This is a genomic window from Streptomyces sp. NPDC048650, from assembly GCF_043199095.1.
GTDB lineage: Bacteria > Actinomycetota > Actinomycetes > Streptomycetales > Streptomycetaceae > Streptomyces.
This window is the reverse complement of sequence record NZ_JBICVM010000007.1, coordinates 212,266-237,682: the sequence shown is the minus strand read 5'-3', so window position 1 is coordinate 237,682 and position 25,417 is coordinate 212,266. Positions and strand designations below refer to the sequence as shown.

24 protein-coding genes are annotated in these 25,417 nt (G+C 72.3%); 11 read left to right on the top strand and 13 right to left on the bottom strand.

Going from position 1 to position 25,417, the window contains the following annotated elements; all coding sequences use genetic code 11:
* Window positions 1-123: 123 nt before the first annotated feature.
* Window positions 124-624, top strand: coding sequence for a hypothetical protein (locus tag ACGFML_RS21660; protein ID WP_393545972.1), 501 nt, complete (start codon window positions 124-126; stop codon window positions 622-624).
* Window positions 625-688: 64 nt separating this feature from the next.
* On the opposite strand, the gene ACGFML_RS21655 is transcribed toward ACGFML_RS21660, so the two are convergent.
* From ACGFML_RS21655 to ACGFML_RS21640, 4 genes are all read right to left on the bottom strand, one after another.
* A complete protein-coding gene (locus tag ACGFML_RS21655) occupies window positions 689-1,816 on the bottom strand; it encodes a GuaB3 family IMP dehydrogenase-related protein (protein ID WP_393545970.1) in 1,128 nt (375 codons plus the stop codon).
* A gap of 101 nt (window positions 1,817-1,917) precedes the next feature.
* Window positions 1,918-3,420, bottom strand: coding sequence for an IMP dehydrogenase (gene guaB / locus ACGFML_RS21650; RefSeq protein ID WP_393545968.1), 1,503 nt, complete (start codon window positions 3,418-3,420; stop codon window positions 1,918-1,920).
* A 138-nt stretch (window positions 3,421-3,558) separates the two neighbouring features.
* Complete coding sequence (locus ACGFML_RS21645) at window positions 3,559-4,134, bottom strand: sigma-70 family RNA polymerase sigma factor (protein ID WP_393545966.1); 576 nt, start codon at window positions 4,132-4,134, stop codon at window positions 3,559-3,561.
* Between the two features lie 280 nt (window positions 4,135-4,414).
* Complete coding sequence (locus ACGFML_RS21640; protein ID WP_003948568.1) at window positions 4,415-5,026, bottom strand: response regulator transcription factor; 612 nt, start codon at window positions 5,024-5,026, stop codon at window positions 4,415-4,417.
* 380 nt (window positions 5,027-5,406) lie between these two features.
* Here ACGFML_RS21640 and ACGFML_RS21635 point away from each other — a divergent pair, with 380 nt between their 5' ends.
* The gene (locus tag ACGFML_RS21635) at window positions 5,407-5,739 is read left to right on the top strand and encodes a WhiB family transcriptional regulator (RefSeq protein WP_393545964.1); all 333 of its coding nucleotides are present in this window, start codon (window positions 5,407-5,409) and stop codon (window positions 5,737-5,739) included.
* Window positions 5,740-5,869: 130 nt separating this feature from the next.
* Here the strand turns inward: ACGFML_RS21635 and ACGFML_RS21630 are convergent, their stop codons facing one another.
* Window positions 5,870-6,787, bottom strand: coding sequence for a LysR family transcriptional regulator (locus ACGFML_RS21630; protein ID WP_393545963.1), 918 nt, complete (start codon window positions 6,785-6,787; stop codon window positions 5,870-5,872).
* Window positions 6,788-6,950: 163 nt separating this feature from the next.
* Between ACGFML_RS21630 and ACGFML_RS21625 the strand changes: the two genes are divergently transcribed.
* Together ACGFML_RS21625 and ACGFML_RS21620 are read left to right on the top strand one after the other, a co-directional pair.
* Window positions 6,951-7,622, top strand: a complete 672-nt coding sequence (locus ACGFML_RS21625; RefSeq protein WP_393545961.1) for an MOSC domain-containing protein — start codon at window positions 6,951-6,953, stop codon at window positions 7,620-7,622.
* Window positions 7,623-7,672: 50 nt separating this feature from the next.
* Window positions 7,673-8,446, top strand: a complete 774-nt coding sequence (locus ACGFML_RS21620; RefSeq protein WP_393545959.1) for an SDR family NAD(P)-dependent oxidoreductase — start codon at window positions 7,673-7,675, stop codon at window positions 8,444-8,446.
* Window positions 8,447-8,551: 105 nt separating this feature from the next.
* On the opposite strand, the gene ACGFML_RS21615 is transcribed toward ACGFML_RS21620, so the two are convergent.
* Window positions 8,552-10,489 carry a DUF2264 domain-containing protein gene (locus tag ACGFML_RS21615; protein ID WP_393545957.1) on the bottom strand — a complete coding sequence of 646 codons (1,938 nt, stop codon included), beginning with the start codon at window positions 10,487-10,489 and terminating at the stop codon, window positions 8,552-8,554.
* A gap of 218 nt (window positions 10,490-10,707) precedes the next feature.
* On the opposite strand from ACGFML_RS21615, the gene ACGFML_RS21610 reads away from it, so the two are divergent.
* From ACGFML_RS21610 to ACGFML_RS21590, 5 genes are all read left to right on the top strand, one after another.
* Window positions 10,708-11,868 (top strand): substrate-binding domain-containing protein, encoded by a 1,161-nt coding sequence (locus ACGFML_RS21610; RefSeq protein WP_393545955.1) that lies wholly within the window; start codon window positions 10,708-10,710, stop codon window positions 11,866-11,868.
* 123 nt (window positions 11,869-11,991) lie between these two features.
* On the top strand, window positions 11,992-13,308 hold the full coding sequence (locus ACGFML_RS21605) for an ABC transporter substrate-binding protein (RefSeq protein WP_393545953.1): 1,317 nt from the start codon (window positions 11,992-11,994) through the stop codon (window positions 13,306-13,308).
* Window positions 13,305-14,210 (top strand): carbohydrate ABC transporter permease, encoded by a 906-nt coding sequence (locus tag ACGFML_RS21600; RefSeq protein WP_393545951.1) that lies wholly within the window; start codon window positions 13,305-13,307, stop codon window positions 14,208-14,210. The genes ACGFML_RS21605 and ACGFML_RS21600 overlap by 4 nt, the downstream gene beginning before the upstream one ends.
* Complete coding sequence (locus ACGFML_RS21595) at window positions 14,210-15,127, top strand: carbohydrate ABC transporter permease (RefSeq protein ID WP_393545949.1); 918 nt, start codon at window positions 14,210-14,212, stop codon at window positions 15,125-15,127. The genes ACGFML_RS21600 and ACGFML_RS21595 overlap by 1 nt, the downstream gene beginning before the upstream one ends.
* A gap of 53 nt (window positions 15,128-15,180) precedes the next feature.
* The gene (locus ACGFML_RS21590) at window positions 15,181-16,239 is read left to right on the top strand and encodes a hydroxyacid dehydrogenase (RefSeq protein WP_393545947.1); all 1,059 of its coding nucleotides are present in this window, start codon (window positions 15,181-15,183) and stop codon (window positions 16,237-16,239) included.
* 67 nt (window positions 16,240-16,306) lie between these two features.
* Here the strand turns inward: ACGFML_RS21590 and ACGFML_RS21585 are convergent, their stop codons facing one another.
* From ACGFML_RS21585 to groES, 3 genes are all read right to left on the bottom strand, one after another.
* On the bottom strand, window positions 16,307-16,966 hold the full coding sequence (locus ACGFML_RS21585) for a hypothetical protein (protein WP_393545945.1): 660 nt from the start codon (window positions 16,964-16,966) through the stop codon (window positions 16,307-16,309).
* A 100-nt stretch (window positions 16,967-17,066) separates the two neighbouring features.
* On the bottom strand, window positions 17,067-18,689 hold the full coding sequence (gene groL / locus ACGFML_RS21580; RefSeq protein ID WP_393546398.1) for a chaperonin GroEL: 1,623 nt from the start codon (window positions 18,687-18,689) through the stop codon (window positions 17,067-17,069).
* A gap of 134 nt (window positions 18,690-18,823) precedes the next feature.
* Window positions 18,824-19,132, bottom strand: a complete 309-nt coding sequence (gene groES / locus ACGFML_RS21575) for a co-chaperone GroES (RefSeq protein WP_393545944.1) — start codon at window positions 19,130-19,132, stop codon at window positions 18,824-18,826.
* Window positions 19,133-19,588: 456 nt separating this feature from the next.
* Between groES and ACGFML_RS21570 the strand changes: the two genes are divergently transcribed.
* The gene (locus ACGFML_RS21570; RefSeq protein WP_393546396.1) at window positions 19,589-20,959 is read left to right on the top strand and encodes an FtsW/RodA/SpoVE family cell cycle protein; all 1,371 of its coding nucleotides are present in this window, start codon (window positions 19,589-19,591) and stop codon (window positions 20,957-20,959) included.
* A gap of 69 nt (window positions 20,960-21,028) precedes the next feature.
* On the opposite strand, the gene ACGFML_RS21565 is transcribed toward ACGFML_RS21570, so the two are convergent.
* Window positions 21,029-21,898, bottom strand: coding sequence for a polysaccharide deacetylase family protein (locus ACGFML_RS21565; protein ID WP_393545942.1), 870 nt, complete (start codon window positions 21,896-21,898; stop codon window positions 21,029-21,031).
* Between the two features lie 82 nt (window positions 21,899-21,980).
* Between ACGFML_RS21565 and ACGFML_RS21560 the strand changes: the two genes are divergently transcribed.
* Window positions 21,981-23,213, top strand: coding sequence for a methyltransferase domain-containing protein (locus ACGFML_RS21560; RefSeq protein ID WP_393545940.1), 1,233 nt, complete (start codon window positions 21,981-21,983; stop codon window positions 23,211-23,213).
* A 10-nt stretch (window positions 23,214-23,223) separates the two neighbouring features.
* Here ACGFML_RS21560 and ACGFML_RS21555 read toward each other — a convergent pair whose 3' ends face one another.
* The 3 genes from ACGFML_RS21555 to rimI all read right to left on the bottom strand — a co-directional run bounded on the left by ACGFML_RS21555 (window position 23,224) and on the right by rimI (window position 25,298).
* Window positions 23,224-23,589, bottom strand: a complete 366-nt coding sequence (locus tag ACGFML_RS21555; RefSeq protein ID WP_393545938.1) for a hypothetical protein — start codon at window positions 23,587-23,589, stop codon at window positions 23,224-23,226.
* Between the two features lie 121 nt (window positions 23,590-23,710).
* Complete coding sequence (gene tsaD, locus ACGFML_RS21550; protein ID WP_393545936.1) at window positions 23,711-24,820, bottom strand: tRNA (adenosine(37)-N6)-threonylcarbamoyltransferase complex transferase subunit TsaD; 1,110 nt, start codon at window positions 24,818-24,820, stop codon at window positions 23,711-23,713.
* Window positions 24,813-25,298 (bottom strand): ribosomal protein S18-alanine N-acetyltransferase, encoded by a 486-nt coding sequence (rimI, locus tag ACGFML_RS21545; RefSeq protein ID WP_393545934.1) that lies wholly within the window; start codon window positions 25,296-25,298, stop codon window positions 24,813-24,815. The genes tsaD and rimI overlap by 8 nt, the downstream gene beginning before the upstream one ends.
* Between the last annotated feature and the right edge of the window lie 119 nt (window positions 25,299-25,417).

Sequence of the window (25,417 nt, the reverse complement as noted above, 5' to 3'; positions counted from 1 at the left end):
AAGGCATCGAAGGCATCGAACAGGTCACGGTCCATAAAGCCGCTGTGAACATGCCAGGTCACGCTGTTACTTTGGCCCCTCATCCACGCTTTTCTTCCTCGGGGGACCACTATGAGCCAGTCCATGCCGCCTTCACCTCAGCAGCCGCAGCAGCCCCAGTTCGATGCCCCGCAGCCGCAGTTCGGCGCTCCCGCCCCGGGCGTCCCGGCGCCGGCCCGGACCGGAAACGCGGGACTCGCCGTCGTCGCCGGCATCGTCGTCGCCCTGGTGGTGGCGGGCGTCTACGGCGCGATCCTCAAGGCCACCGACGGCGCCTCGATCGGCTATGCGGGCCTGATCGTCGGCGCGCTGGTCGGCGCCACCGTCGGCAAGCTCGGCGGCCGCAACGCCGCCCTGCCGGTGATCTCCGCGGTCCTCGGCCTGGTCGCCTTCTACCTCGGCCAACTCTTCGGCATGGCCCTCATCTTCTCCGACGTCGCGCACGCCTCCCTCGGCACGGTCGTCTTCCAGCACATCGACGTGGTCAACACCCTCTGGAAGGAATACCTCGGGCCGATCGACGCGCTCTTCTACGTCCTGGCCGCCGTCGGCGGCTTCAGCACCACCAAGAAGACGGCCGGCTGACCGCACCCGCACGCCGAAGGGCCCGGACCGCAGCTGCGGTCCGGGCCCTTCGGGACTTCGTGGATCAGCGGTTGTCGTGCTGCGAGGGCGCGACCGTGACCTCCACCCGCTGGAACTCCTTCAGTTCGGAGTACCCGGTGGTGGCCATCGCCCGGCGCAGCGCACCGAAGAAGTTCATCGAGCCGTCCGGCGTGTTCGAGGGACCGCACAGGATCTCCTCGGTCGTACCGACCGCACCGAGGTCCATCCGCTTGCCGCGCGGCACGTCCTCGTGGACGGCCTCCATGCCCCAGTGGTGACCGCGGCCCGGCGCGTCCGTCGCGCGGGCGAGCGGGGAGCCCATCATCACCGCGTCCGCGCCGCACGCGATCGCCTTCGGCAGGTCGCCGGACCAGCCCACGCCGCCGTCCGCGATGACGTGGACGTACCGACCGCCGGACTCGTCCATGTAGTCCCGGCGCGCGGCCGCGACATCGGCCACCGCGGTCGCCATCGGCACCTGGATGCCGAGGACGTTGCGGGTGGTGTGCGCGGCGCCGCCGCCGAAGCCGACCAGCACGCCGGCCGCGCCGGTACGCATCAGGTGCAGCGCGGCGGTGTAGGTGGCGCAGCCGCCGACGATGACCGGAACGTCCAGTTCGTAGATGAACTGCTTGAGGTTCAGCGGCTCGGCGGCGGAGGAGACGTGCTCCGCCGAGACCGTCGTCCCGCGGATCACGAAGATGTCCACGCCCGCGTCCACGACCGCCTTGGAGAACTGCGCGGTCCGCTGCGGCGAAAGCGCGGCGGCGGTGACGACACCCGAGTCGCGCACCTCCTTGATGCGCTGCCCGATCAGCTCTTCCTTGATCGGCGCGGCGTAGATCTCCTGCAGCCGCTTGGTGGCCGCGGCGCCGTCCAGCTCCGCGATCTCCGCGAGCAGCGGCTCCGGGTCCTCGTAACGGGTCCACAGACCCTCGAGGTTGAGGACGCCCAGGCCGCCCAGCTCGCCGATGCGGATCGCGGTCTGCGGGGAGACCACGGAGTCCATCGGAGCCGCCAGGAACGGCAGCTCGAAACGGTAGGCGTCGATCTGCCAGGCGATCGAGACCTCCTTCGGGTCGCGGGTGCGGCGACTCGGTACGACGGCAATGTCGTCGAAGGCATACGCCCGGCGGCCGCGCTTGCCGCGTCCGATCTCGATCTCAGTCACTGTCAGGCCCTTCCATACGGATTACGCCCCCAGTATCCCCGACACGACGGGACCCGCGACCTCCCGGTCGCGGGTCCCGTCAGAACCCCCGTTTGCCGCTCTCAGCCGCGCGCGTAGTTCGGCGCCTCGGTGATCATCTGCACGTCGTGCGGGTGGCTCTCCTTCAGACCCGCCGAGGTGATCCGGACGAACCGGCCCTTCTCCTTGAGCTCGGGGATGTCGGCCGAGCCGACGTACCCCATGGAAGCGCGCAGGCCGCCGATGAGCTGGTGCGCGACCGAGGCCAGCGGGCCGCGGTAGGGAACCTGGCCCTCGATGCCCTCGGGGACCAGCTTGTCCTCGGAGAGGACGTTGTCCTGGAAGTAGCGGTCCTTGGAGAAGGAACGCGCCTGGCCGCGGGACTGCATCGCACCCAGCGAGCCCATGCCCCGGTACGACTTGAACTGCTTGCCGTTGATGAAGACCATCTCGCCCGGCGACTCCTCGCAGCCGGCCAGCAGCGAGCCCAGCATGACGGTGTCCGCACCGGCCGCGATGGCCTTGGCGATGTCGCCGGAGAACTGCAGTCCGCCGTCGCCGATCAGCGGTACGCCCGCGGCGTGCGCGGCCTGCGCGGCCTCGTAGATCGCGGTGACCTGCGGCACGCCGACACCGGCGACGACCCGCGTGGTGCAGATGGAGCCGGGGCCGACACCGACCTTGATGCCGTCCACACCCGCGTCGATCAGCGCCTGCGCGCCGTCGCGGGTGGCGACGTTGCCGCCGACCACGTCGACGGTGACGTTGGACTTGACCTTGGCGATCATGTCGAGGATGCCGCGGCTGTGGCCGTGCGCGCTGTCGATGACGAGGAAGTCCGCCCCGGCCTCGACCAGCGCCTGCGCCCGGTCGTACGCCGCGTCGCCGACACCCACCGCGGCACCGACGACCAGCCGGCCCTCGGCGTCCTTGGCGGCGTTCGGGTACTTCTCCGCCTTGACGAAGTCCTTGACGGTGATCAGGCCCTTGAGCACGCCCGCGTCGTCGACCAGCGGCAGCTTCTCGATCTTGTGGCGGCGCAGCAGCTCGATGGCGTCCTCGCCGGAGATCCCGACCTTGCCGGTGACCAGCGGCATCGGCGTCATGACCTCGCGGACCTGACGGCCGCGGTCCATCTCGAAGGCCATGTCGCGGTTGGTGACGATGCCCAGCAGCTTGCCGGCCGCATCCGTCACCGGGACACCGCTGATACGGAACTTGGCACACAGCGCGTCCGCCTCGGCGAGCGTGGCGTCCGGGCGGACCGTGATCGGGTCGGTGACCATGCCGGACTCGGAGCGCTTGACCAGATCGACCTGATTGGCCTGGTCCTCGATGGACAGGTTCCGATGCAGCACACCGGCGCCGCCCTGACGCGCCATGGCGATGGCCGTCCGCGCCTCGGTGACCTTGTCCATGGCGGCGGACAGCAGCGGGATGTTCACCGTGACGTTCCGCGAGACCCGGGAGGCGGTGCTCACCGAGTTCGGCAGCACCTCCGATGCGCCGGGCAGCAGCAGGACGTCGTCGTATGTCAGCCCGAGCATGGCGAATTTGGCGGGCATACCGTCGACGTTGTCACTCATGACACCTTCCCCAATGCTCTTGCCTCAGCGCGGACTCCCATGCTAACGGCCAGGAGAGGTGGCAGATTCCACGGCGGATGAGGGCCTCATCACTTGTGGGTTTCTACGGCGACAACGCGTCGCGCCGAGTGGGCACCCCTACTGCTCGGCGAGGGCCCGCAGCCTGCTCAGCGCCCGGTGCTGGGCGACGCGCACCGCACCGGGCGACATCCCGAGCATCTGCCCGGTCTCCTCGGCCGTCAGGCCCACGGCGACCCGCAGCAGCACCAGCTCACGCTGGTTCTCCGGCAGATTGGCCAGCAGCTTCTTGGCCCACTCGGCGTCGCTGCTCAGCAGCGCCCGCTCCTCGGGGCCCAGGGAGTTGTCCGGCTGCTCGGGCATCTCGTCGGACGGCACGGCCGTACTGCCCGGATGCCGCATCGCGGCCCGCTGGAGATCGGCGACCTTGTGGCCGGCGATGGCGAAGACGAACGCCTCGAAGGGCTTGCCGGTGTCGCGGTAGCGCGGCAGCGCGCAGAGCACCGCGACACAGACCTCCTGTGCCAGGTCCTCGACGAAGTGCCGGGCATCACCCGGCAGCCGCGACAGACGGGTACGGCAGTAGCGCAGGGCCAGGGGGTGGACATGGGCCAGAAGGTCGTGCGTGGCCCGCTGATCACCCTCGACGGCGCGTGCGACGAGATCGCCGATCTCCTGATTCCCGTCATCGCGCATCGGTCCATGGTGCCTTGACGCCGCCCGGTCCGCGGCACCAGGGCCGTACTTGTGCACTGAAGCGTTATGCGCGGCAGGTGCGCCGGCTGTCATCTCCTGCGCCCTCCCCTCGTGCCCGACCGACCCGTCCCCGAGGAACTCCATACCTCCAGGATGCGGCACCGCGCCGCGAAACGGGCCGCCGCCGTACGCCGGCGGGCTGCGGGGCACCATGCCGCCCCGCCCGCCACAGGGCGGGCGGGGATCTTCGCGCCCCCGCATCGCTGCACGTCACAATGCCTTAACGGACCAGTCCCCAGCGGAAACCCAGCGCCACCGCATGCGCGCGGTCCGAGGCGCCGAGTTTCTTGAAAAGGCGCCGGGCGTGGGTCTTGACCGTGTCCTCGGAGAGAAACAGCTCACGCCCGATCTCCGCGTTGGAGCGGCCGTGACTCATGCCCTCCAGCACCTGGATCTCCCGGGCGGTCAGCGTCGGGGCGGCACCCATCTCCGCGGACCGCAGCCGGCGCGGGGCGAGCCGCCACGTCGGGTCGGCCAGCGCCTGGGTCACCGTCGCCCGCAGTTCGGCGCGCGAGGCGTCCTTGTGCAGATAGCCGCGGGCACCGGCGGCGACCGCGAGCGCGACACCGTCGAGGTCCTCGGCCACCGTGAGCATGATGATCCGGGCGCCGGGGTCGGCGGACAGCAGTCGGCGCACGGTCTCGACACCGCCGAGTCCGGGCATCCGCACGTCCATCAGAATCAGGTCCGAGCGATCGGCGCCCCAGCGGCGGAGGACTTCCTCGCCGTTGGCCGCGGTCGTCACGCGCTCGACGCCGGGCACGGTCGCAACCGCCCGTCGGAGCGCCTCTCGGGCAAGCGGGGAGTCGTCGCAGACGAGGACGGATGTCATGACCGCCCTCCGCAGCTGATGCGCGTCACCTTGAGCCTCCAGGCTGGTACGTATCGTCACCTGTGCGATTGACGGCCCTCGGACACCTGCCCGAGGACTACCTCTGCCAATCGCCTCCGCACACTCAACGACGGTCACTCGAAAGAGTTACGGCTTCGATGACCGTCTTCAGCACGCTCTGTGAGGAGGCGGATACGCAGACGGCACACCGTGCGACCGGCAGCCGCGCGTGCACCCTATGCCCTATTTGGCTCTCTTGCTTCCATTTTCGTGGAGTCTGCGACTAGATTCGCAATGAGTCATATTTACATCTACTTAGACAGTAGATGTACGGTCTTGAGCACCGAGCCCGAATCAGCATCGCTTCGAGGGGACAAGCAATGGCAGATTTCTCCCGCCTCCCGGGCCCGAACGCAGACCTCTGGGACTGGCAGCTCCTCGCCGCCTGCCGCGGCGTGGACAGTTCGCTCTTCTTCCACCCCGAAGGTGAGCGCGGAGCGGCCCGCAGCGCGCGTGAGACATCGGCGAAGGAGGTCTGCATGCGCTGCCCGGTACGGGCCGAGTGCGCGGCGCATGCTCTGGCGGTCCGCGAGCCCTACGGCGTCTGGGGCGGACTGACCGAGGACGAACGCGAGGAGCTCATGGGCCGGGCCCGTCACCGGCTGATCCCCGCGACCTCCCTGACCGGCCGGGCAGGCATGGGCGGTACCTGATCACCCGGGGCGGAGCACGTCCAGAGAAACGTTCCTGCACAGAACCGGCACCCCTGTATGAGCCGACGGGCCCGGTACGACGCCCCGTCGGTGGCCGTCACGCCTGCGCGCTGTCGGCCCACGCACGGCGTCAGCGCTCGTCCCCCGCGGCGCCCACCAGCTGATCGAGCATCGCCGCGACCGCCGGCACCCGCGCCAGATCCGGCAGCGTGAGGGCGACGATCTCCCGGTGCACGGCAGGCTCCATCCGCACCCGCACCGCCCCCTTGGGACGTACCGACGCCAAGGTGAGCTCCGGCAGCGCGGCGACCCCCAGGCCCGCGCCGACCAGGCCGATCACCGCCGGATAGTCGTCCGTCGCGAAGTCGATTCGGGGCGTGAAGCCCGCCGACTCGCAGACCTCGACGAGATGGCCGCGACAGCGCGGGCAGCCCGCGATCCACGGTTCGTCGGCCAGCTCGGCGAAGCCCGCCGCCTCGGCACCGGCCAGCCGGTGACCGGCCGGCACCAACCCGATCAGCCGGTCCTTGAGGATCGGCCGGACGACCAGGTCGTCCCACTCCGCCCCGGCCGCCGGATCCGCGCCGCGCACCTCCGGATATCGGAAGGCCAGCGCGATCTCGCAGTCGCCGTTGCGCAGCATCTCGATCGAGCGCGGCGGCTCGGCCTCGACGAGGGAGACCCGGGTGCCGGGGTGCGCGGCGCGCATCTTGGCCAGCGCACTCGGGACCAGCGTCGAGCTCCCGGACGGGAACGACACCAGCCGCACCCGCCCCGCCCGCAGTCCCGCGATGGCCGCGACCTCCTCCTCGGCGGCGGTGAGCCCGGCCAGGATGCCGACGGCGTGCCGCACCAGGGCGTCGCCCGCCTGGGTCAGCCGGGTCTCACGGCCCGTACGGAGCAGAAGGGGAGTGCCGGCCGCCTGCTCCAGGGCCTTCATCTGCTGGCTGACGGCGGGCTGGGTGCAGCCGAGTTCCCGGGCGGCGGCCGAGAAGGAGCCGGTCCTGGCGACGGCGCGCAGGACGCGGAGATGGCGGGCCTCGATCATGAGTCAAGCATAAGAGAGACTTGGGGAGAGTGCGAAAAACCGGCCACGGTCTTTGGGGTGCGGCCAGGCGGTTCGGGGTCGCGGCGACGGGGGACGCGGTGGCCGCGTGGACGGCCTTGCGTCACGATGTCGACCACGGACGGTGCGGCGTAGGGAGCGCGACATGCAGCTGCTGACCGTGAATGTGGGACGGCCCGGGCCGTCGGCGCACACGCACACCGGCGCCACCGGCATCGACAAGCGGCCGGCCGACGGCCCGGTCGCGGTCGACGCCCCGGGGCCGAAGGGCGTCGGCGGGAGCGGGCTCGCCGGGGACGCGGTCGTCAACGTCCGCCATCACGGCGGCGACGACCAGGCCGTCTACGCCTATGCCCGCGAGGACCTGGACGACTGGGAGCGCGAGCTGGGCCGCACCCTGGCCAACGGCGCCTTCGGCGAGAACCTCACCACCTCCGGCGTCGAGGTCACCGGCGCCCTGATCGGTGAACGCTGGCGGGTCGGGCCGCGGCTGCTGCTGGAGGTGGCCTCGCCGCGCATTCCGTGCCGGATGTTCCAGGAGTGGCTCGGTGAGAACGGCTGGATCAAGCGCTTCACCCAGGCCGCGGTGCCCGGCGCGTATCTGCGGGTGCTCGAACCGGGCGAGATCCGCGCCGGGGACGCGGTGCGGGTGGCGCACCGGCCGGGTCATGAGGTGACCGTCGCCCTGACGTTCCGGGCGCTGACGACGCGGCCGGAGCTGCTGCCACGGCTGCTGGACGCGGGCGAGGCACTGCATCCGGAGGCGCGGGCCAAGGCGCTGAAGCAGGTGAAACGGGCGGCGCGGGTGGCCGATTGAGCATCCGTCCGGGGTGGGGGCGGCGCATCGGGGGCGGATAGCGTGCCCGTATGACGACTGCATTGATCACGGGAGCGACGGCGGGCATCGGGGCGGCGTTCGCCCGACGGCTCGCGAGCGACGGCCACAACCTGGTGCTGGTGGCACGCAACGAGAAGCGGCTGCGCGAACAGGCCACCGAGCTGCACGACCGGCACGGCATCGAGGCGGAGGTGCTGGTCGCCGACCTGGCGACCGAGGAGGGCATCGGGGCCGTCGAGACGCGGCTCGGAGAGTCCCGGCACCCGGTGGACGTGCTGGTGAACAACGCGGGCTTCGGCAACAAGGGCGACTACCTCGACGTGCCGATGGCCGACGAACTGACGATGCTGAAGGTGCACTGCGAGGCGGTGCTCCGGCTGACCTCGGCCGCGGTGCGCGGGATGCGTGACCGGCGACGGGGCGCGGTGGTCAATGTGGCGTCGGTGGCGGCGTTCGTGCCGCGGGGGACGTATGGGGCGAGCAAGGCGTGGGTGGTCCAGTTCACGCAGGGCGCGGCGCGGGATCTGGCGGGCAGCGGGGTGCGGCTGATGGCGCTGTGTCCCGGGTTCGTCCGGACCGAGTTCCATCAGCGGGCCGGGATGGGGACGGAGAGCATCCCCGACTGGATGTGGCTGGATGCGGACAAGTTGGTGGGCGCGGCGATGAAGGATCTGACGCGGGGGAAGTCGCTGTCCATTCCCGATCCGCGGTACAAGGCGCTCATGGGCGCCGTGAAGCTGGCGCCCCGTGGGGTGCTGGGGGGACTCACCTCCCGCACGGGGCGGAAGTACGGCCCGCGCTAGTGCCGTGAGCCCGCGAGCCCGCGGGGCCCGGCGGGGCCCGGCGGGGCTTCGGACCCGGCGGGGCTTCGGACCCGGCCGTCGAGGGGCCGCGGCGGCGCCGGTCTGTCAGGCTCCGCCGCCGGGGCCCGGCGGCTGCTCGCTCCCCGGGGCGAGCGGGAGGACGGTGGTGGTGCCGTCGGCGTGCCAGGTGAGGTGGACCGCGTGGTCCGTGACGGTGGCGGTGGCCTGGGTGTGGACGGGGGCGGGGTCGGGGTCCCCGGTGAGGGATGCCAGAGAGAGGAACAGGGCGCCGTGGGGGGCCCGGGTGACGGTCCCCTCCAGGACGGCGGTGCGGGTGCGGGGGCCGAACGGGCTGCTGCCCGTGGGGATTTCCCGGGGTGGCCCGGCGAATCCGTGGACGGGATGGAGTTGGGCGGTGGGGCCGCCGGGGGTGGTGGCCCAGCCGGTCTGGCGTACGGGGGTGCCGGGAGCTGCGCCGGTGACCAGATGGGCGCGGAGTTCGGTGCGGCCGTGGACCGCGGTGGTGGACAGGATGCGGATGCCCGGGAGTTCGGTGCCGTCGGCGTCACGTGGGGTGTGGGCGGAGGCGGCCCAGCCGGGGCCCGAGCCGCACGCCGTGGCGGGGCCGCGGGCGGTGGGGCGACCGTCGACGAGCAGCGCGAAGTGGTTGTCGGGGAGGGCCTCGGGGCCGTCTGCGGTGGGGCCGGTGCGGGTGGAGTAGGCGTAGCGGGCGTAGTACGGGTCGGGGCCGGTGCCGGTGGAGTTGCTGCCGTGGTTGTGGAGCCGTACCAGGCCGTCGGACGCGGTGGAGTGGAGGAGCAGGCCGGTGGGGCCCAGGGGTGTGGCCGCGTTCCGGGTCTCGGCGGGGAGGGGCTCCTCGGGGTCCGTCCAGACCGGGTGGCCGGGGGGCAGGAGCAGGCCGAGGAATCCCTTGGACGCCCAGTAGGGGGAGGCCGGGCCGGAGTAGGTCTGGAGCATCGGGGTGTAGGGGCCGTACCAGCCGAGGGGCAGCAGCCCTTCCTCGGTCACCGCGCCGTGGTCGACGAAGTGGCGCAGCGTTCCGGAGGCCAGGCGGCGGGTGGCGCCGGGGGTGAGCGGGGTGTGGCCGGTGAGCGCGCCCAGCCAGGGGGCCGCGGTGGCGGCGAACCGGTAGGTGAGGGAACGGCCGAAGGCGAGTGGTGCGCCGTTGGCGTCGAAGAGGCGGGTGTAGGAGTCGAGTTGGGCCCGCAGACGGTGACCGTGGACGGCCAGCAGCTCCTCGTCGGCACTGAGGTGGGCGTGCAGGACGGGGTAGAAGTGCAGGGCCCAGGCGTTGTAGTGGTCGAAGGCGCGGTTGTCGCCGTCGGAGTACCAGCCGTCGCCCACGTACCAGTCCTCGATGCGGGTCAGGGCGCGGTCGACGGCGGCGCGGGCGCGGGCGGTCTCGATGCCGGCGTCGAGGAGGAAGCCGCCGACCGTGAGGCCGAAGAGCCACCAGTTGTTGTCCACGGGGGACGGCGTGAGCGCGGGGAGGAGCCAGTCGACGAGGCGGGTGCGGGCCCGGTCGTCGAGGGTGTCCCAGAGCCAGGGGCGGGTCAGCCGGAGCCCGAGGGCGATGGAGGCGGCTTCCACGCGGGCCTGGCGGACCGCCTCGACACGAGGCCAGGAGTCGGGCCGCCGCCGGCTCAACGCCCTCTCGGTGGTGGGGTTTTCGGTGCCCACGACGAGCCCCTCGGCATAGCGTTCCAGGCGGGCGGCGGGGGCGTGTCCGGCGCTGCCCGCCGTGCGCAGGGCGGCCAGCAGGAAGGTGCGGGCGAAGCCTTCGAGCGCATCCGAGCGGGGGCCGGAGGAGCTGGGGCGGGCACCGGGGAGGGCGATCAGGGCGTGGCGCGGGGAGGCGTACGGGGCGGTGGCGCGCAGCAGGGCGTCGGCCGCGGCCTCCCAGTGGGCGCGCGTCCAGCCGGTGTACGGGCTGCGTCGGCGGTCCTCGGCCGGCAGCGGGAACGGGGCGCGGGCGGCCCCCGGGTCGGTGCTCGGGTCGGGGCCGGTGCTCGGGTCGGGCATGGGCTCCCCCTGGAGTGGGCGGCGGCCGGGCGACGCGGGAATCCTTCAACCGCGGGCGGTCGACCGTCAAGACCGACCGGCCGTCACAAGTGATCGAGTGATCGATCGCTGTGCGTTCGACCGGGTGGGGTGGAGGAACTTCGGACCGCTGATCTAGGCTCGGCGGCCATCCGGGAGGCCCGGCCGCCCGGCCGCCACATGCGAGGGGGACTGCCGCCGTGCGCGAGAGTGCAGTGCAACGCCACGACCGCCTACTGGCCCTGGTACGGGAGAGCGGCACGGCCCGCATCGCCGACCTCGCCACCCGGCTCGGGGTCTCGCCGGTGACCGTGCGGCGGGATGTGGAGGCGCTGACCCGCAAGGGGCTCGTCGACCGGGCGCACGGGTCGGTGTCGTGGCCCCGGCCGCGCACGGGGAAGCCGGCCGCCGGCGGCACGGCCCCCGTCATCGGGCTGCTCGCGCCGTCGGCCACGTACTACTTCTCCGAGGTCATCCACGGCGCGCACGAGGCGGCGGCGCGGGCCGGGGCGCGACTGGTGCTGCGGATCTCCGACTACCGGCCCGCGGAGGACCGGGCGCGCGCCGAGGGGCTGCTGGCGGCCGGTGCCGAGGGGCTGCTGGTCGCGCCGGGCTGGCGGGGCCGCGCGGACCCGGCGGAGCACGGCGGTTGGCTGGCCGAACTCCCGGTGCCCGTCGTCCTGTTGGAGCGCGAGGCCGATCCGGGCGGCCCGCTGGCGGGACTGGACCGGGTGTCGTCCGACCACGGCCACGGGGTGCTGCTGGCGCTGCGCCACCTGGTCGAGCAGGGCCATCCGGCGCCGCTGCTGGTGGCGCGTACGGACAGCCCGACGGCGCTGGCGGTGCGCGCCGGCTACGACCGGGCGCTGTGCGCCCTGGGCCTGGAGCGGCCGCACCCGGTGATCGACGCACCGGTCAACCGCGACCCGGAGGGCTTCGAGATCGGCGTCCAGGCCCTGTGGACGGCGGTGACCTCGGGGCGGGCGTCGGCGGCGCTGGTGCACAACGACGTGGACGCGATCCAGCTGGTGCAGCGACTGGCCGAGCTCGGCGTACGGGTGCCGGGCGAGCTGGCCCTGATCGCGTACGACGACGAGGTGGCGGCGCTGGCCGACACGCCGCTGACGGCGGTGGCCCCACCCAAGCGCGAAGTGGGGCGACTGGCGGCCGAGTTGCTGCTGGAGCGGTTGGGCCGGGGATCGGGCCCGGTGGGAGCCGGCGGCGCGGGGGGCGGGACGGGGTCGGCACCGCGACGGCACCTGACGCTGCTTCCTCGGTTGCAGGTACGGGCTTCCTGCGGGGCGGCCGGGGCCGTGGAGGCCACCGAGGCCACCGGGGCCACGGGTCGTGAGCACTCCTAGTTTGTTCTTTTTTCGATCATTCAGTCATTCGCTCTTGACTTCGATCAGGACGGGCCCAAGGATCGCCGCCATCGCTTCGCGCTTCCCTTCCGCCTGTCAGGCCGTCCACTCAGGAGCCTTGCCATGAGCCCCAGTTGGAGCAGAACCACCGTCGCGACCGTCGCCGCCGCCACCGCCCTCGCCCTGCTCGCGGCCTGCGGTGGCGGCGGCGACGGAGCGGGCGGCGACGGCGGGCCCGTGACGATCACGTACTGGGGCTGGACCAAGGGCACCGAGCAGACCGTGCGGGCCTTCAACGCCACCCACCGCGACATCAAGGTGAAGTACGAAGAGATCCCCTCGGGCAACGCCGGCGGCTACGCGAAGATCTCCAACGCGGTGAAGGCCGGCGACGCACCCGACCTCGTCAGCATCGAGTACCCCTCGCTCCCGGAATTCGTCAGCCAGGGCGCGCTGCAGGACATCAGCGGGTACCTCACCGCCGGTCTCAAGAAGAAGCTGCTGCCGCAGGCCCTGGAACTGACCACGCTCGGCGGCAGGAACTGGGCGGTGCCCTTCGACGCCGCCCCGCAGACGTACTACTACCGCAAGGACTTCTTCCGCGCGCACCACCTCACGGTGCCCCGGACCTGGAAGGAGTTCCGGGCCACGGCCGCCGCGGCGAAGAAGGCCGACCCGCGCGCCCGGATCGGCACGTTCTTCCCGGACGACCCGACCACCTTCGAGGCGATGGCCTGGCAGGCGGGCGGGCGGTGGTTCGCCACCCGGGGCGACGCCTGGAAGGTCGCCACCGACGACCCGGCCACCAAGAAGGTCACCGCCTACTGGCAGGGCCTGCTCGACGACGGGCTGGTCAACAGCGCCACCTCCTTCAGCCCCGCCTGGACCGGCGCCCTGAAGAAGGGCGACACCGTCGGCTACCTCGGCGCCTCCTGGGGCGCGGGCGTGCTGAAGGGCCTGGTGCCCGACCAGAGCGGCAAATGGGCCGCCGCCCCGATACCCAGCTGGGACGGGAAGCCGGCCGGCGGCATGCTCGGCGGCTCCACCTGGGCGGTCACCAAGGGCAGTGAACACGCCGCGGCGGCGGTGCGGTTCGCGACCTGGATGTCCACCTCGCCGCAGGCCGTCAAGGCCCGACTCTCCTCCGGCGAGTCCAGCGCCTACCCGGCCGCCGCGCCGCTGCGCCCCGTGGCCGCGAAGGCCTTCGACACCCGCTTCTACGGCGGGCAGGACGTCTACCGGCTCTTCGACGGCGCCGCCGCCGCCATCGAGCCGCACTGGACGTGGGGCCCGGCCGGCGGCACCACCCACACCGCCCTCAAGGACGCCTTCGGCAAGGCCGCGGACGGCGACGGCACCCTCGCCGACGCCGTACGGGCCGCCCGGGACGCGACCGTGCGGGAGCTGCACCGGCGCGGCCTGAAGGTCGCCGGCCGGTGAGCGCCAAGGCCCGCGCCGTCGGCGTCCTGCTGACGCCCTTCTTCGCGCTGTTCACCGTGGTGATGGTGCTGCCGATCGGCTACGCGCTCTGGCTGAGCCTGTTCACCGAGAAGCAGTCGGGCCTGGGCTTCGGCGGTACGGAGACAGTCTTCACCGGCCTGGGCAACTACCTCTCCGCGCTGGGCGACCAGGCCTTCCGGGACGGCTTCCTCGTCCTGGCCGGCTACTGCGCGTGCTACCTCCCGCTGCTGCTGGCGGGGGGCCTGGCGCTGGCACTGCTGCTGGACTCGGCGCTGGCACGGGCCCGGCGCTTCTTCCAGCTCGCGCTCTTCCTGCCGCATGCCGTGCCCGGCATCATCGCCGCACTCGTCTGGGTCTACCTCTACACCCCGCAGCTCAGCCCGGTCATCGGCGCACTGCGCTCCGGAGGGCCGGCCTTCTCGTTCCTCTCCCCCTCCGGCGCGCTGCCCGCGGTCGTCAACATCGCGCTGTGGGAGTGGCTCGGCTACAACATGGTGATCTTCTACGCCGCTCTCCAGGCCATCGACCGGTCGGTGATCGAGGCCGCGACGGTGGACGGTGCGGGCGCCTGGCGGATCGCGACAGGGGTCAAGCTCCCGCTGATCCGGTCCTCGGTCGTACTGGTCGCGCTCTTCACCGTCATCGGCTCCCTCCAGCTCTTCACCGAGCCCCTCATCATCAACCAGGCCTCCGCCGCCGCGCTCAACTCCTCCTGGACCCCGAACATGTACGCCTACGCCGCGGCGTTCACCCGTAACGACTACGGCCTGGCGGCAGCCGCGTCCGTGCTGCTCGCCCTCGCCGCGGCGGCGCTCTCCTTCGCCGTCACCCGCTTCTCGCACCGCGCGCCCCGCACCCGGCAGAAGGGCAGGACGACGTGATGGCCCCCACCCTGACGGACCGCAGCCGGCCGCGGCCGGCCCCCGGCGGCGGCATCGTCCGCGCCGCGGCCCGGCCGTCCCGCAGCCGCTGGCTCTCCAAGGGCGCGGTCAACGGCACCCTCGCCCTGGCCGCCCTCTACACGCTCTTCCCCCTCGTCTGGCTGCTCACCGCCGCGACCAAGGACGCCGGCGGCCTGCTGGCCGGTGACGCGCTCTCCTTCGACGGCTTCGACCTCGGCGGCAACCTCTCCCGTCTGGCGTCCTTCCACGACGGCATCTACTTCCGCTGGTACGCCAACAGCCTGCTCTACGCGGGCGGCGGCGCCCTGCTCTCGGCGCTGGTGTCGGTGGCCGCCGGCTACGCCTTCGCCACCTATGAATTCCCGGGCAAGGAGCGGCTGTTCGGGGCCGTACTGCTCGGTGTGCTGGTCCCCACCACGGCCCTCGCGCTGCCGCTGTACCTGCTGGCCGGCAAGGCCGGGCTGGTCAACACCTACTGGGCCGTCCTGATACCCGTCCTCGCGCACCCCTTCGGCGTCTATCTCGCCCGGGTCTTCAGCACCGGCTACATACCGGGCGAGGCCGTCGAGGCGGCCCGGATGGACGGCGCGGGCGAGTTGCGGATCTTCTGGTCCATCGGCCTGCGGATGGTCATGCCGGGCTTCGTGACCATCTTCCTCTTCCAGTTCACCGCCATCTGGAACAACTTCTTCCTCCCCCTGGTCATGCTTTCCGACCAGCACCTCTTCCCGCTGAGCCTCGGCCTGTACGCATGGAACAGCAACACCCACGCCGAGCCGTCCTACTACCCCCTCGTCGTCACCGGCTCGCTCCTCGCCGTGCTCCCGCTGATCGTCGCCTTCGTCGCCCTCCAGCGGCACTGGAAGGCCGGGCTGGCCGCCGGCAGCGTCAAATGACGGGCGAGCGCGGGCGGCCGACGGGCGAGCGCGAAGGAGCGCCGTTCCGCACCATGCACCCCACCACCGACCATCCGCCCGGGGCCGCGGACGTACCGCCGGTCCGGCCCGCCCTGCTGCTCGCGATGGGCCCCGGCATCGCCGACCGGCTGCTCTCGCCCCGCCACCACACCCGCCTGGCGGCGCTGGCCCGCACCGACTGCCGCCTCGTCGCCCACGACCTGGCCGACCCCGCCCCCGAGATCGCCGCGGCCCTCGCCCACGCCGAGGTGCTCCTCACCTGCTGGGGCGCCCCGCCGCTCACCGACCGGATCCTGGACGCGGCCCCGCGGCTGCGGGCCGTCGTCCACGCGGCCGGCTCCGTCAAGCACCACATCACCGACGCCTGCTGGCAGCGCGGCATCGCCGTCACCTCGGCCGCCGCCGCCAACGCACTGCCGGTCGCCGAGTACACCCTCGCCGCGATCCTCTTCGCCAACAAACGCGTCCTGCCCGCCGCCCACCGCTACCGCACCCTGCGCGCCCCGCACGACTGGCAGCACGAGATGGCCGGCGCCGGCAACTACGGCCGCACCGTGGGCGTCATCGGCGCCTCCCGCATCGGCCGCCGCCTCATCGAGCTGCTACGCCCCTTCGACCTGCGGGTCCTCCTCCACGACCCCTTCGTGGACGCCGCCGGGGCCGCCCGACTGGGCGCGACGCCGGTCCCCCTCGACGCCCTCTGCGCCGGCAGCGACATCGTCACCGTCCACGCCCCCCAGCTCCCGGCCACCCACCACATGCTCGGCGCCCGCGAGCTGGCCCTGATGCCGGACGGGGCCACCCTGATCAACACCGCCCGGGGCTCCCTCGTCGACGAGCGGGCGCTCCTGACCGAGCTGACGACGGGCCGCCTGAACGCCGTACTCGACGTCACCGACCCCGAACTCCCGCCGCCCTCCTCCCCGTTGTACGACCTTCCCAACGTCCTGCTGACCCCGCACATCGCCGGCTCCCTCGGCGACGAACTCCACCGCATGGCCGACCTGGCGCTGGACGAACTGGAGCGCTACGCCCAGGGGTTGCCCTTTGCCGACCCGGTGCGCCCGGAGGGGCTGGGGCATTCGGCCTGACCCGCCCCCGACGGCGCCGGGAAGACACCCGGCCGCCGTGCGGGCGCCATGCCCCGCCGGGCCGAACTCAGCGGGCGTGGCCGCCGGTGCGTTCCCGATGGCCCTTGACGTCGGGCAGGCCCCGGTAGCCCCGCTCGCGCTCGGACTCGCCGAGCCACAGCTGGGGCACGTACCGGCGGACGGCGTCCGTCACCGGGCGCTGGGTCGCGGGGCTGAGGGGGAGGCGGTGGCGCAGACGCGGGAGGGTGGGGCTCAGCGGCTCCTCGTCGCGGACCAGGGGCCACAGCACCGGGTCGTCGCGGTCGATCGGCTGGTGGGGGCACAGCTCGAGGGAGTACTCCTTGGTGCGGTAGCGCCGCCCACCGGCGTGGCACCAGCAGAGGCCGACGCCGGCGAGCGTGTGCCAGGGGATGACGTTCCGGGCCTGCCCGTTGAAGTACCAGAGACCGGTGTGGTCGACGGCCACCTCGACGTTGCGGCTCTTCCACATGAGCTGGAGGAGGAGGGCGGTGAGGCCGCCCCAGAGCAGCAGCCAGACGAGCCCTCCGACCAGTTCACCCGCGACGAGACCGCGTCCGTGGTGGTCTTTCACGAGGGCGGTGAAGGGGCCGAGCAGGCCGATCACGAGGAGGAGGGCGCAGACGCGGCTGCCCCTGAGGAGATTTCGACGGCCGGTGCGTATGACCGTGGCGTCGGGCGACGGAGCGAGGCTGGGCGGCATGGACATGATGGAAGCGTATCCAAGACCACCCGGTGCCCACGGCCGAGGCCCGGCCCCCGCATCAGCGGGGACCGGGCCTCGAAGCCGTAGCGGGCTACTGCACGGGTCAGTGCGCGTGGCCGTGGCCGTGACCGGCGTCGGCCTCTTCCTCCGCCGGCTTCTCGACGACCAGGGTCTCGGTCGTCAGCAGCAGCGACGCGATGGAAGCGGCGTTCTCCAGGGCGGAGCGGGTGACCTTGACCGGGTCGATGACGCCGGCCTTGACCAGGTCGCCGTACTCGCCGGTGGCGGCGTTGAAGCCGTTGCCCTTGTCGAGCTCGGCCACCTTGGCGGTGATCACGTAGCCCTCGAGGCCGGCGTTCTCGGCGATCCAGCGCAGCGGCTCGACGGCGGCGCGGCGGACGACGGCAACACCGGTGGCCTCGTCGCCCTCCTTGCCCAGGGAGCCCTCGAGCACCTTGGCGGCGTGGACCAGAGCGGAGCCACCACCGGAGACGATGCCCTCCTCGACCGCGGCGCGGGTCGCGGAGATGGCGTCCTCCAGACGGTGCTTCTTCTCCTTGAGCTCGACCTCGGTGGCCGCACCCACGCGGATGACGCAGACGCCACCGGCGAGCTTGGCGAGGCGCTCCTGGAGCTTCTCGCGGTCCCAGTCCGAGTCGGTGGACTCGATCTCGGCCTTGATCTGGTTGACGCGGCCGACGACATCGTCGTGGTTGCCGCCGCCGTCGACGATCGTGGTGTCGTCCTTGGTGACGGTCACGCGGCGGGCGGTGCCCAGCACGTCCAGACCGGCCTGGTCGAGCTTGAGGCCGACCTCCTCGGCGATGACGGTGGCACCGGTGAGGGTGGCCATGTCGCCGAGCATCGCCTTGCGGCGGTCACCGAAGCCGGGGGCCTTGACGGCCACGGCGTTGAAGGTGCCACGGATCTTGTTGACGACCAGGGTCGACAGGGCCTCGCCCTCGACGTCCTCGGCGATGATCAGCAGCGGCTTGGAGCCACCGGCCTGGATGACCTTCTCCAGCAGCGGGAGCAGGTCCTGGATCGAGCCGATCTTGCCCTGGTGGATGAGGATGTACGGGTCCTCCAGGACGGCCTCCATCCGCTCCTGGTCGGTGACCATGTACGGCGAGAGGTAGCCCTTGTCGAAGGCCATGCCCTCGGTGAAGTCCAGCTCCAGACCGAAGGTGTTGGACTCCTCGACGGTGATGACACCGTCCTTGCCGACCTTGTCCATCGCCTCGGCGATGAGCTCGCCGACCTGCGTGTCCTGCGCGGACAGGCCGGCCACGGCGGCGATGTCGGCCTTGTCGTCGATCGGACGGGCGGTGGCGAGGAGGTCCTCGGACACGGCCTTGACCGCGGCGTCGATGCCCTTCTTCAGGGCGGCCGGGGAGGCACCCGCGGCGACGTTGCGCAGGCCCTCGCGGACCAGTGCCTGGGCCAGCACGGTGGCGGTGGTGGTGCCGTCACCCGCGATGTCGTTGGTCTTGGTCGCCACCTCCTTCACGAGCTGGGCGCCCAGGTTCTCGTACGGGTCCTCGACCTCGACCTCGCGCGCGATGGTGACACCGTCGTTGGTGATGGTCGGGGCGCCGAACTTCTTGTCGATGACGACGTTGCGGCCGCGGGGGCCGATCGTCACCTTGACCGTGTCGGCAAGCTTGTTGACGCCGCGCTCAAGGGCGCGACGGGCGTCCTCGTCGAACTTCAGGATCTTCGCCATGAGTTGCTTCAAGTCCTCTCGTTGCGATCGTCGGCCTCGCCGCCGTGACCGCTGTCGCTCATACGAACTGCGCCCCTGCCCCGGTTGTTTAGACGCGGGAACCAGGGGCGCAGATCAAGGCAGAACTGGGTGAATTACTTCTCGACGATCGCGAGAACGTCGCGAGCCGAGAGAACGAGGTACTCCTCGTTGTTGTACTTCACCTCGGTGCCGCCGTACTTGCTGTAGAGCACGACGTCGCCGACGGTGACGTCGAGCGGAAGACGGTTGCCGTCCTCGAAGCGGCCCGGGCCCACGGCCAGGACGACGCCCTCCTGGGGCTTCTCCTTGGCAGTGTCCGGAATGACCAGGCCCGAAGCCGTGGTCTGCTCGGCGTCGAGCGGCTGGACCACAATGCGGTCCTCGAGCGGCTTGATGGCAACCTTGGAGCTGGCGGTCGTCACGATCCGACCTCCCCCTTCGGAGATCTCACGGGGTTAACTGTCTGAGGTGGCGACCAGGTGGATCCGTCGTCGCGGGTGCCGGACCTGCCCGTCGCGCTGAGTTGGCACTCACCGGTGGAGAGTGCCAACGCCGAGACTATGACGCGGTTAGCACTCGGTCAAGCGGAGTGCCAATCGAGGCTTCGGCCTGTCGCCCGTGCGGACCCACCGATCACCACAGAGAGGCGGAATCCGGACACACCCCTCGCATCGCCCGCAACCAGACCACTCGCCACCCCGTCTCCCTCCCCGACTGCCGAGCCACCCCCGGGCCCTTGCCACCAGGGCCCGGGGTTCCCTTACTACCGATGTACGCGCCGATGGCGCACCGACCGATGGCGGAGGACGCGCGTGCACGGACCGACCAGCGATTCCCGGGCTGCCCGGAGGAGGCGGGAGAGCGACGCCGAGCGCACGATGACGTTCGCCGCCCTCGACCAGGCCCCGGACCGCCGCCGGACCGAGGCCCGGCTGCTCGCCCTCGTCGTCCTGATCACCGTCTTCGGCTACACCTACACGGGCCTGTCGATGACCGGCCGACTGCCCGGCAACCTGGCCGGATTCACCGCCGTCGTCTTCTCCATGGCGTGGCTTCCGCACCTGGTACTGCGCCGCTACGCGGCCCGCGCCGATCCGCTGATCCTGCCGCTGGCGACGCTGCTGACCGGCCTCGGCCTGGTGCTGCTCAGCCGCCTGGACCTCACCTACGCCGCCCATCCCCGGCTGATGATGCCGCAGGCCGCGCCCGGGCAGCTGGTGTGGACGGGGATCGGGGTGGCGGTCTGCCTGGGCGTGCTGGTGATGCTGCGCGACCACCGGCGCCTGCAGAGGTACATCTACCTCACGATGGCGCTCGGGCTGGTGATGCTGATGGCGCCGGCGTTCTTCCCCGGCGACACCTTCGGCGCCAAACGCTGGATCTTCCTCGGCCCTCTGTCCCTCCAGCCCGGCGAGTTCGTCAAGATCGTGATCGCGGTCTTCTTCGCCGGCTACCTGACCGTCAACCGGGACGTGCTGGCGCTGACCGGCCGGCGCGTCCTGGGCGTCCCGCTGCCGCCGGGCCGTCAGCTCGCGCCGATCTTCACCATCTGGGTCGTCAGTCTCCTGGTGCTGGTCTTCGAGCGGGACCTCGGTACGTCGCTGATCTTCTTCGGCGTCTTCGTGATCATGCTGTACGTGGCGACCGAGCGCACCAGCTGGGTGCTGTGCGGCCTGCTGATGGCCGCGGTGGGCGCGGTGACGGTCGGCTCCGTCGAGCCGCACGTCCACGGCCGGGTCACCGCCTGGCTGGACCCGATGGCCGCGTTCACCCCGGAAGGCAGGAAGGCCGGCCTGTCGATGCAGCTGGGAGACGCCCTCTTCAGCTTCGGGTCCGGTGGGATCACCGGCACGGGGCTGGGCCAGGGCCGCCCCGAGCTGGTGGGCTTCGCCGGCAACAGCGACTTCATCCTCACCACCGTCGGCGAGGAGCTGGGGCTGGCGGGGGTGATGGCGGTGGTGATGCTGTACGTGCTGCTGGCCCAGCGCGGCCTGCGGATAGGTCTGGCCTCCCGCGACCCGTTCGGCAAGCTGCTGGCGGTCGGGCTCTCCAGCGCGCTGATCCTCCAGGTCTTCATCGTCTCCGGCGGCGTCACCGGCCTGATCCCGCTCACCGGCAAGGCACTGCCGTTCCTGGCCAAGGGCGGCTCGTCACTCGTCGCGAACTGGGTGATGGTCGCGCTGCTGCTGCGGATCAGCGACACCGCCCAGCGCCGCCGCGAGCCGGTGGGCCCCCGGCCGCGGACCTAGGGGTCGCAGGCCGGCAGGCCACGGGGCCGGCGGGCCCGGCCGTGACGCCCCGCCGGCTCGCCGGCCCGCTCAGACGTAGTCCTCCAACTGCCCGACGGCGAAACCCTGTTGGTCGGCCGTGCGCAGCGCCCCGAGCGCCGCGTGGACCATCGCGGCGGACCGGTCACGGCCGGCGCCGGGGCGGAGCAGGACGATGTCGCCGGGGTGCAGCCGGCGATCCCGGGCGCGGTAGGCCATCCGGCCGGGGAACGCCTCCTCGTTCCACAGCGGTACGACCTTGACGCCGCAGTCGGCCGCGATGCGCAGCGTCGCCGCGCTGTAGGCGCCGAGCGGCGGCCGGAAGAGCCGCGGCCCGGTGGCGCGGCGCCGCGCGTGCTGCGGCCCGCAGATCTCCGCGCGCTGGACGGCCGGGGACAGTCGCGGCAGGGCGCGACGCGACGCGGGGAAGACGCGGTAGGGCACGTCGAGTGCGCGCATCATCCGGACGAACTTCGGGTCCTTGGCGTCCGTGTCGCCGACCGTCAGGAACACCACCCGGGCGCGGGTCGGCACCCGGGAGATCACCGCGGGCGGGCCCGCGCCGCCGCCGCGGGAGAGCTGCGGCTCGGTGGTCAGGAACGGCTTGAAGGTCGGCGACCGCGGGGGGCTGAGGGGCACCCCCGGCAGCCGGTAGCGCCGGGCGGCCGCCACCTGACGTGCGTGCGCCCGTTCCAGCATGCGCGCCTGGGAGCGCAGCGCGCCCGCGTCGGGAGCGACGAGGACCGGCCCGGCCGGCAGGTTGTCCAGCAGGTCCTCGCCGCGTACCGTCCCGCAGCCGGCGGCCAGCAGTCCGAGTACGGAGAGGGCGGCCAGGCCCCGAGCCCCGGCGGCGGGTCCCGTGTCCGCCGCCGCGCCCTCACCCCGTACCCGAACAGATCGGAAAAATCTGACAATCTGCATAACATGGATCTTGGCAGCGGGTCACCGGCTCGCCACGGCGACACAACCCGCCACGCCGAACCGGTCAGCCGACTGGCCCACAATGGGGCAGGTGACCGATCTCGACACCTTCTCCGCGCTGCTCGCCCCCGAGGGACAGGAACTCCTGGCCGCCCTGCGCGACCACGATCCGGCCGACGATCTGGCGGCCGTGACCCGGCTGCGCCGTACCCACCCCGCGCCGCTGGTGTCCGCCGCGCTCGGTCAGGCCCGGCTGCGGCAGCGCGCGGCGGCGAAGTTCGGGGCGGACGCCCGGCGGATGTACTTCACCCCGAACGGTGTCGAGCAGTCCACCCGCGCCACCGTCGCCACCCACCGCGCCGCCCGACTCGCCGCGCTGGGCGTCCGCACCCTGGCCGACCTCTGCTGCGGGATCGGCGGCGACGCCATCGCGCTGGCCCGCGCCGGCGTCTCGGTCCTCGCGGTCGATCACGACCCGCTGGCCTGCGCAGCGGCCCGGGCGAACGCCGAGGCGCTGGGGCTGGCGGACCTGATCGAGGTGCGCTGCGCGGAGGTGACGGAGGTGGACACGGCCGGGTACGACGCGGTCTTCGTCGACCCGGCGCGGCGGGCGGGGCGCGGCGGCCCGGCCAGGGGCGCGGGGCGCATCTTCGACCCGGAGGCGTATTCACCGCCACTGTCGTGGGCCGTCGAGGCGGCCCGCACGGCACCCTGCGCGGCGCTGAAGATCGCGCCCGGGGTGCCGCACGAGGCGCTGCCCGCGGACGCCGAGACGGAGTGGATCTCCGACGGGGGCGAGGTGAAGGAGGCCGTGCTGTGGTTCGGCGGGCCCACGGACCACACCGCCGCCGTCGTCCCCGGTGGCCGCCGCGCGACCCTGCTCCCGGGCGGCGCCGCGCTGCTCGGCGCCGGGCTGCCCGATCCCGAGCCGGGGCCGGTCGGCGGCTGGCTGTACGAACCGGACGGCGCCGTCATCCGGGCGCATCTGGTGGCCGATGTCGCCCAGCGGATCGACGGGCGACTGATCGACCCGACGATCGCGTACGTCACGGCGGACCGGCTGACCTCGACGCCGTACGCGACCGCCTACGAGATCACCGATGTGCTGCCCTTCAACGTCAAGAAGCTGCGGGCGCTGCTGCGCGAGCGCGAGGTCGGCATCGCAGTGATCAAGAAGCGCGGCTCGGCGGTCTCACCGGAGGAGCTGCGCAAGAAGCTGAAGCTCGGCGGCGGCCCGCACTCCTGCACGATCTTTCTGACCCGGGTCGCGGGCGCGCCCACGATGCTGCTGGGGCAGCCGGCCGCCGCGGCGTGAGCGCGGGCGCTCACGCCAGGTCGGTGAGGTCCTCGGCGTAGATCTGGGAGAGCGGCTGCGGCCCGACGTACTGCTGGCAGGTGCACTGTCCGGCCTCGTACTGCACCGGCCGGTGGTCCTCGTCCCAGACCACCGCCACCTCGACCCGCTCATGGCACTTGCCGCGCTTGTCGTGCTTGGCGAGGTGGTGGGTGCAGCCGCACACCGGCTGCGGCGGCTGCCGCGCGGCGGCCAGCTCCTGGCGTTCCAGGCGGGCGGACTCCAGCCGCTCCATCCTGCGCTCGTGCCGGGTGCGCAGCGCCGTGCGGGCGGCGTCCACGGCCTTCGCGAAGCCGCCCGCCATGAAGAAGATGAAGACCCACCAGAACCAGTCCACAGCCTGCCCCTCCCGCCCACGGACATTGCGCCGCAGCCAGGGTAGGACGTTCCGGCGGCCCGCGGTCAGGGCTCTTCGGGAGTTGCGCACCTCCTGAGCACCCGGCCCGGGAGGACGTGCCTCAGGAGTAGAGGTTCTGCTTGCTCAGCTCGTGCACATGATCGTGGTCGTGGCCGTGGGAGTGCTCCGCGCCGGGGACGTGCGGTTCGGTGACCGGCAGGGAGGAGTCCGCGGACAGGCTCCAGTCGGAGGCGGGCCGGTTGCGGGCCACCATCTCGGCACCCAGCGCCGCCACCATCGCACCGTTGTCGGTGCACAGCTTGGGTCGCGGCACCCGCAGCGTGATCCCGGCGTCCGCACAGCGCTGCTCGGCCAGCGCCCGCAGCCGGGAGTTGGCCGCGACCCCGCCGCCGATCATCAGGTGGTCGACGCCGTTGTCCTTGCAGGCCCGCACCGCCTTACGGGTCAGCACATCGACCACGGCCTCCTGGAACGACGCCGAGACGTCCGCCACCGGCACCTCCTCACCGGCCGCCCGCTTGGCCTCGATCCAGCGGGCGACCGCCGTCTTCAGGCCCGAGAAGGAGAAGTCGTAGGCCGGGTCGCGGGGGCCGGTCAGCCCGCGCGGGAAGCGGATCGCGGCCGGGTCGCCCTCGCGCGCGTAGCGGTCGATGACCGGGCCGCCGGGGAAGCCCAGGTGCAGTACCCGCGCGATCTTGTCGAACGCCTCGCCCGCCGCGTCGTCGATCGTCGAGCCCAGCGGCCGTACGTCCGAGGTGATGTCGGGCGCGAGCAGCAGCGAGGAGTGACCGCCGGACACCAGCAGCGCCATCGTCGGCTCCGGCAGCGCGCCGTGTTCGAGCTGGTCGACGCAGATGTGCGAGGCCAGGTGGTTGACGCCGTAGAGCGGCTTGCCCAGGGCGTAGGCGTACGCCTTCGCGGCCGAGACGCCGACCAGGAGCGCGCCCGCGAGGCCGGGCCCGGCGGTGACCGCGATGCCGTCGAGGTCGCTCGCCGCCACCCCGGCGTCCTTCAGGGCGCGCTGGATGGTGGGGACCATCGCCTCCAGGTGCGCCCGCGAGGCCACCTCCGGGACGACGCCGCCGAAGCGGGCATGCTCGTCGACGCTGGAGGCGATCGCGTCGGCCAGCAGCGTGTGGCCGCGGACGATGCCGACTCCGGTCTCGTCGCAGGAGGTCTCGATACCGAGGACGAGGGGTTCGTCAGCCATGGGTCCGGTTTCCTTGTACGGGAGATGCGGGCGAAGGAGATTCGGTGGTGAGGCGCATGACCAATGCGTCGACGTTGCCGGGCTGGTAGTAGCCGCGGCGGAAACCGATCGGCTCGAAGCCGAAGCGCTCGTACAGGCGCTGCGCGCGGAGGTTGTCGACCCGTACCTCCAGCAGCACCTCGCGGCACTCGAAGGCGGTCGCCGCCGACAGCAGTTCGGCCAGCAGGCGGGCGCCCAGGCCGGTGCCCCACTGGTCGCGGGCGGTGGCGATGGTCTGGATGTCGCCGGTGGCGTCGATGGCGCACAGGCCGCCGTAGCCGACGAGGCGGCCGTGCTGTTCGGCGACGAGATAGCGGCGGGTGGCGCCCGCGCCGCGCGCCCGGGCCAGCTCGGACCAGAACATCCCCACCGACCAGGCGTCATCGGGAAAGAGCTCGTGTTCCAGCGCCAGCACCGGCTCGATGTCCCACCAGCGCATCTCGCGCAGCACAGGCCCGGGTGACGGGTGGGGGGTACCGCCGCGCAGCGGCGCCGTTGGGGGGCGGTGGTCGGGCGACGAATGGGAGGTACCGCCGCGCAGCGGCGCCGTTGGGGGGC

Bases quoted from the DNA above. Each gene is read 5' to 3' on its own strand.
- ACGFML_RS21660 (WP_393545972.1), top strand. From the start codon at position 124: ATGCCGCCTTCACCTCAGCAGCCGCAGCAGCCCCAGTTCGATGCCCCG.
- guaB (WP_393545968.1), bottom strand. From the start codon at position 3,420: ATGAGTGACAACGTCGACGGTATGCCCGCCAAATTCGCCATGCTCGGG.
- ACGFML_RS21645 (WP_393545966.1), bottom strand. From the start codon at position 4,134: ATGCGCGATGACGGGAATCAGGAGATCGGCGATCTCGTCGCACGCGCC.
- ACGFML_RS21640 (WP_003948568.1), bottom strand. From the start codon at position 5,026: ATGACATCCGTCCTCGTCTGCGACGACTCCCCGCTTGCCCGAGAGGCG.
- ACGFML_RS21635 (WP_393545964.1), top strand. From the start codon at position 5,407: ATGGCAGATTTCTCCCGCCTCCCGGGCCCGAACGCAGACCTCTGGGAC.
- ACGFML_RS21630 (WP_393545963.1), bottom strand. From the start codon at position 6,787: ATGATCGAGGCCCGCCATCTCCGCGTCCTGCGCGCCGTCGCCAGGACC.
- ACGFML_RS21625 (WP_393545961.1), top strand. From the start codon at position 6,951: ATGCAGCTGCTGACCGTGAATGTGGGACGGCCCGGGCCGTCGGCGCAC.
- ACGFML_RS21620 (WP_393545959.1), top strand. From the start codon at position 7,673: ATGACGACTGCATTGATCACGGGAGCGACGGCGGGCATCGGGGCGGCG.
- ACGFML_RS21615 (WP_393545957.1), bottom strand. From the start codon at position 10,489: ATGCCCGACCCGAGCACCGGCCCCGACCCGAGCACCGACCCGGGGGCC.
- ACGFML_RS21605 (WP_393545953.1), top strand. From the start codon at position 11,992: ATGAGCCCCAGTTGGAGCAGAACCACCGTCGCGACCGTCGCCGCCGCC.
- ACGFML_RS21595 (WP_393545949.1), top strand. From the start codon at position 14,210: ATGGCCCCCACCCTGACGGACCGCAGCCGGCCGCGGCCGGCCCCCGGC.
- ACGFML_RS21590 (WP_393545947.1), top strand. From the start codon at position 15,181: ATGCACCCCACCACCGACCATCCGCCCGGGGCCGCGGACGTACCGCCG.
- ACGFML_RS21585 (WP_393545945.1), bottom strand. From the start codon at position 16,966: ATGTCCATGCCGCCCAGCCTCGCTCCGTCGCCCGACGCCACGGTCATA.
- groL (WP_393546398.1), bottom strand. From the start codon at position 18,689: ATGGCGAAGATCCTGAAGTTCGACGAGGACGCCCGTCGCGCCCTTGAG.
- ACGFML_RS21570 (WP_393546396.1), top strand. From the start codon at position 19,589: ATGACGTTCGCCGCCCTCGACCAGGCCCCGGACCGCCGCCGGACCGAG.
- ACGFML_RS21565 (WP_393545942.1), bottom strand. From the start codon at position 21,898: ATGCAGATTGTCAGATTTTTCCGATCTGTTCGGGTACGGGGTGAGGGC.
- ACGFML_RS21560 (WP_393545940.1), top strand. From the start codon at position 21,981: ATGGGGCAGGTGACCGATCTCGACACCTTCTCCGCGCTGCTCGCCCCC.
- tsaD (WP_393545936.1), bottom strand. From the start codon at position 24,820: ATGGCTGACGAACCCCTCGTCCTCGGTATCGAGACCTCCTGCGACGAG.
- rimI (WP_393545934.1), bottom strand. From the start codon at position 25,298: ATGCGCTGGTGGGACATCGAGCCGGTGCTGGCGCTGGAACACGAGCTC.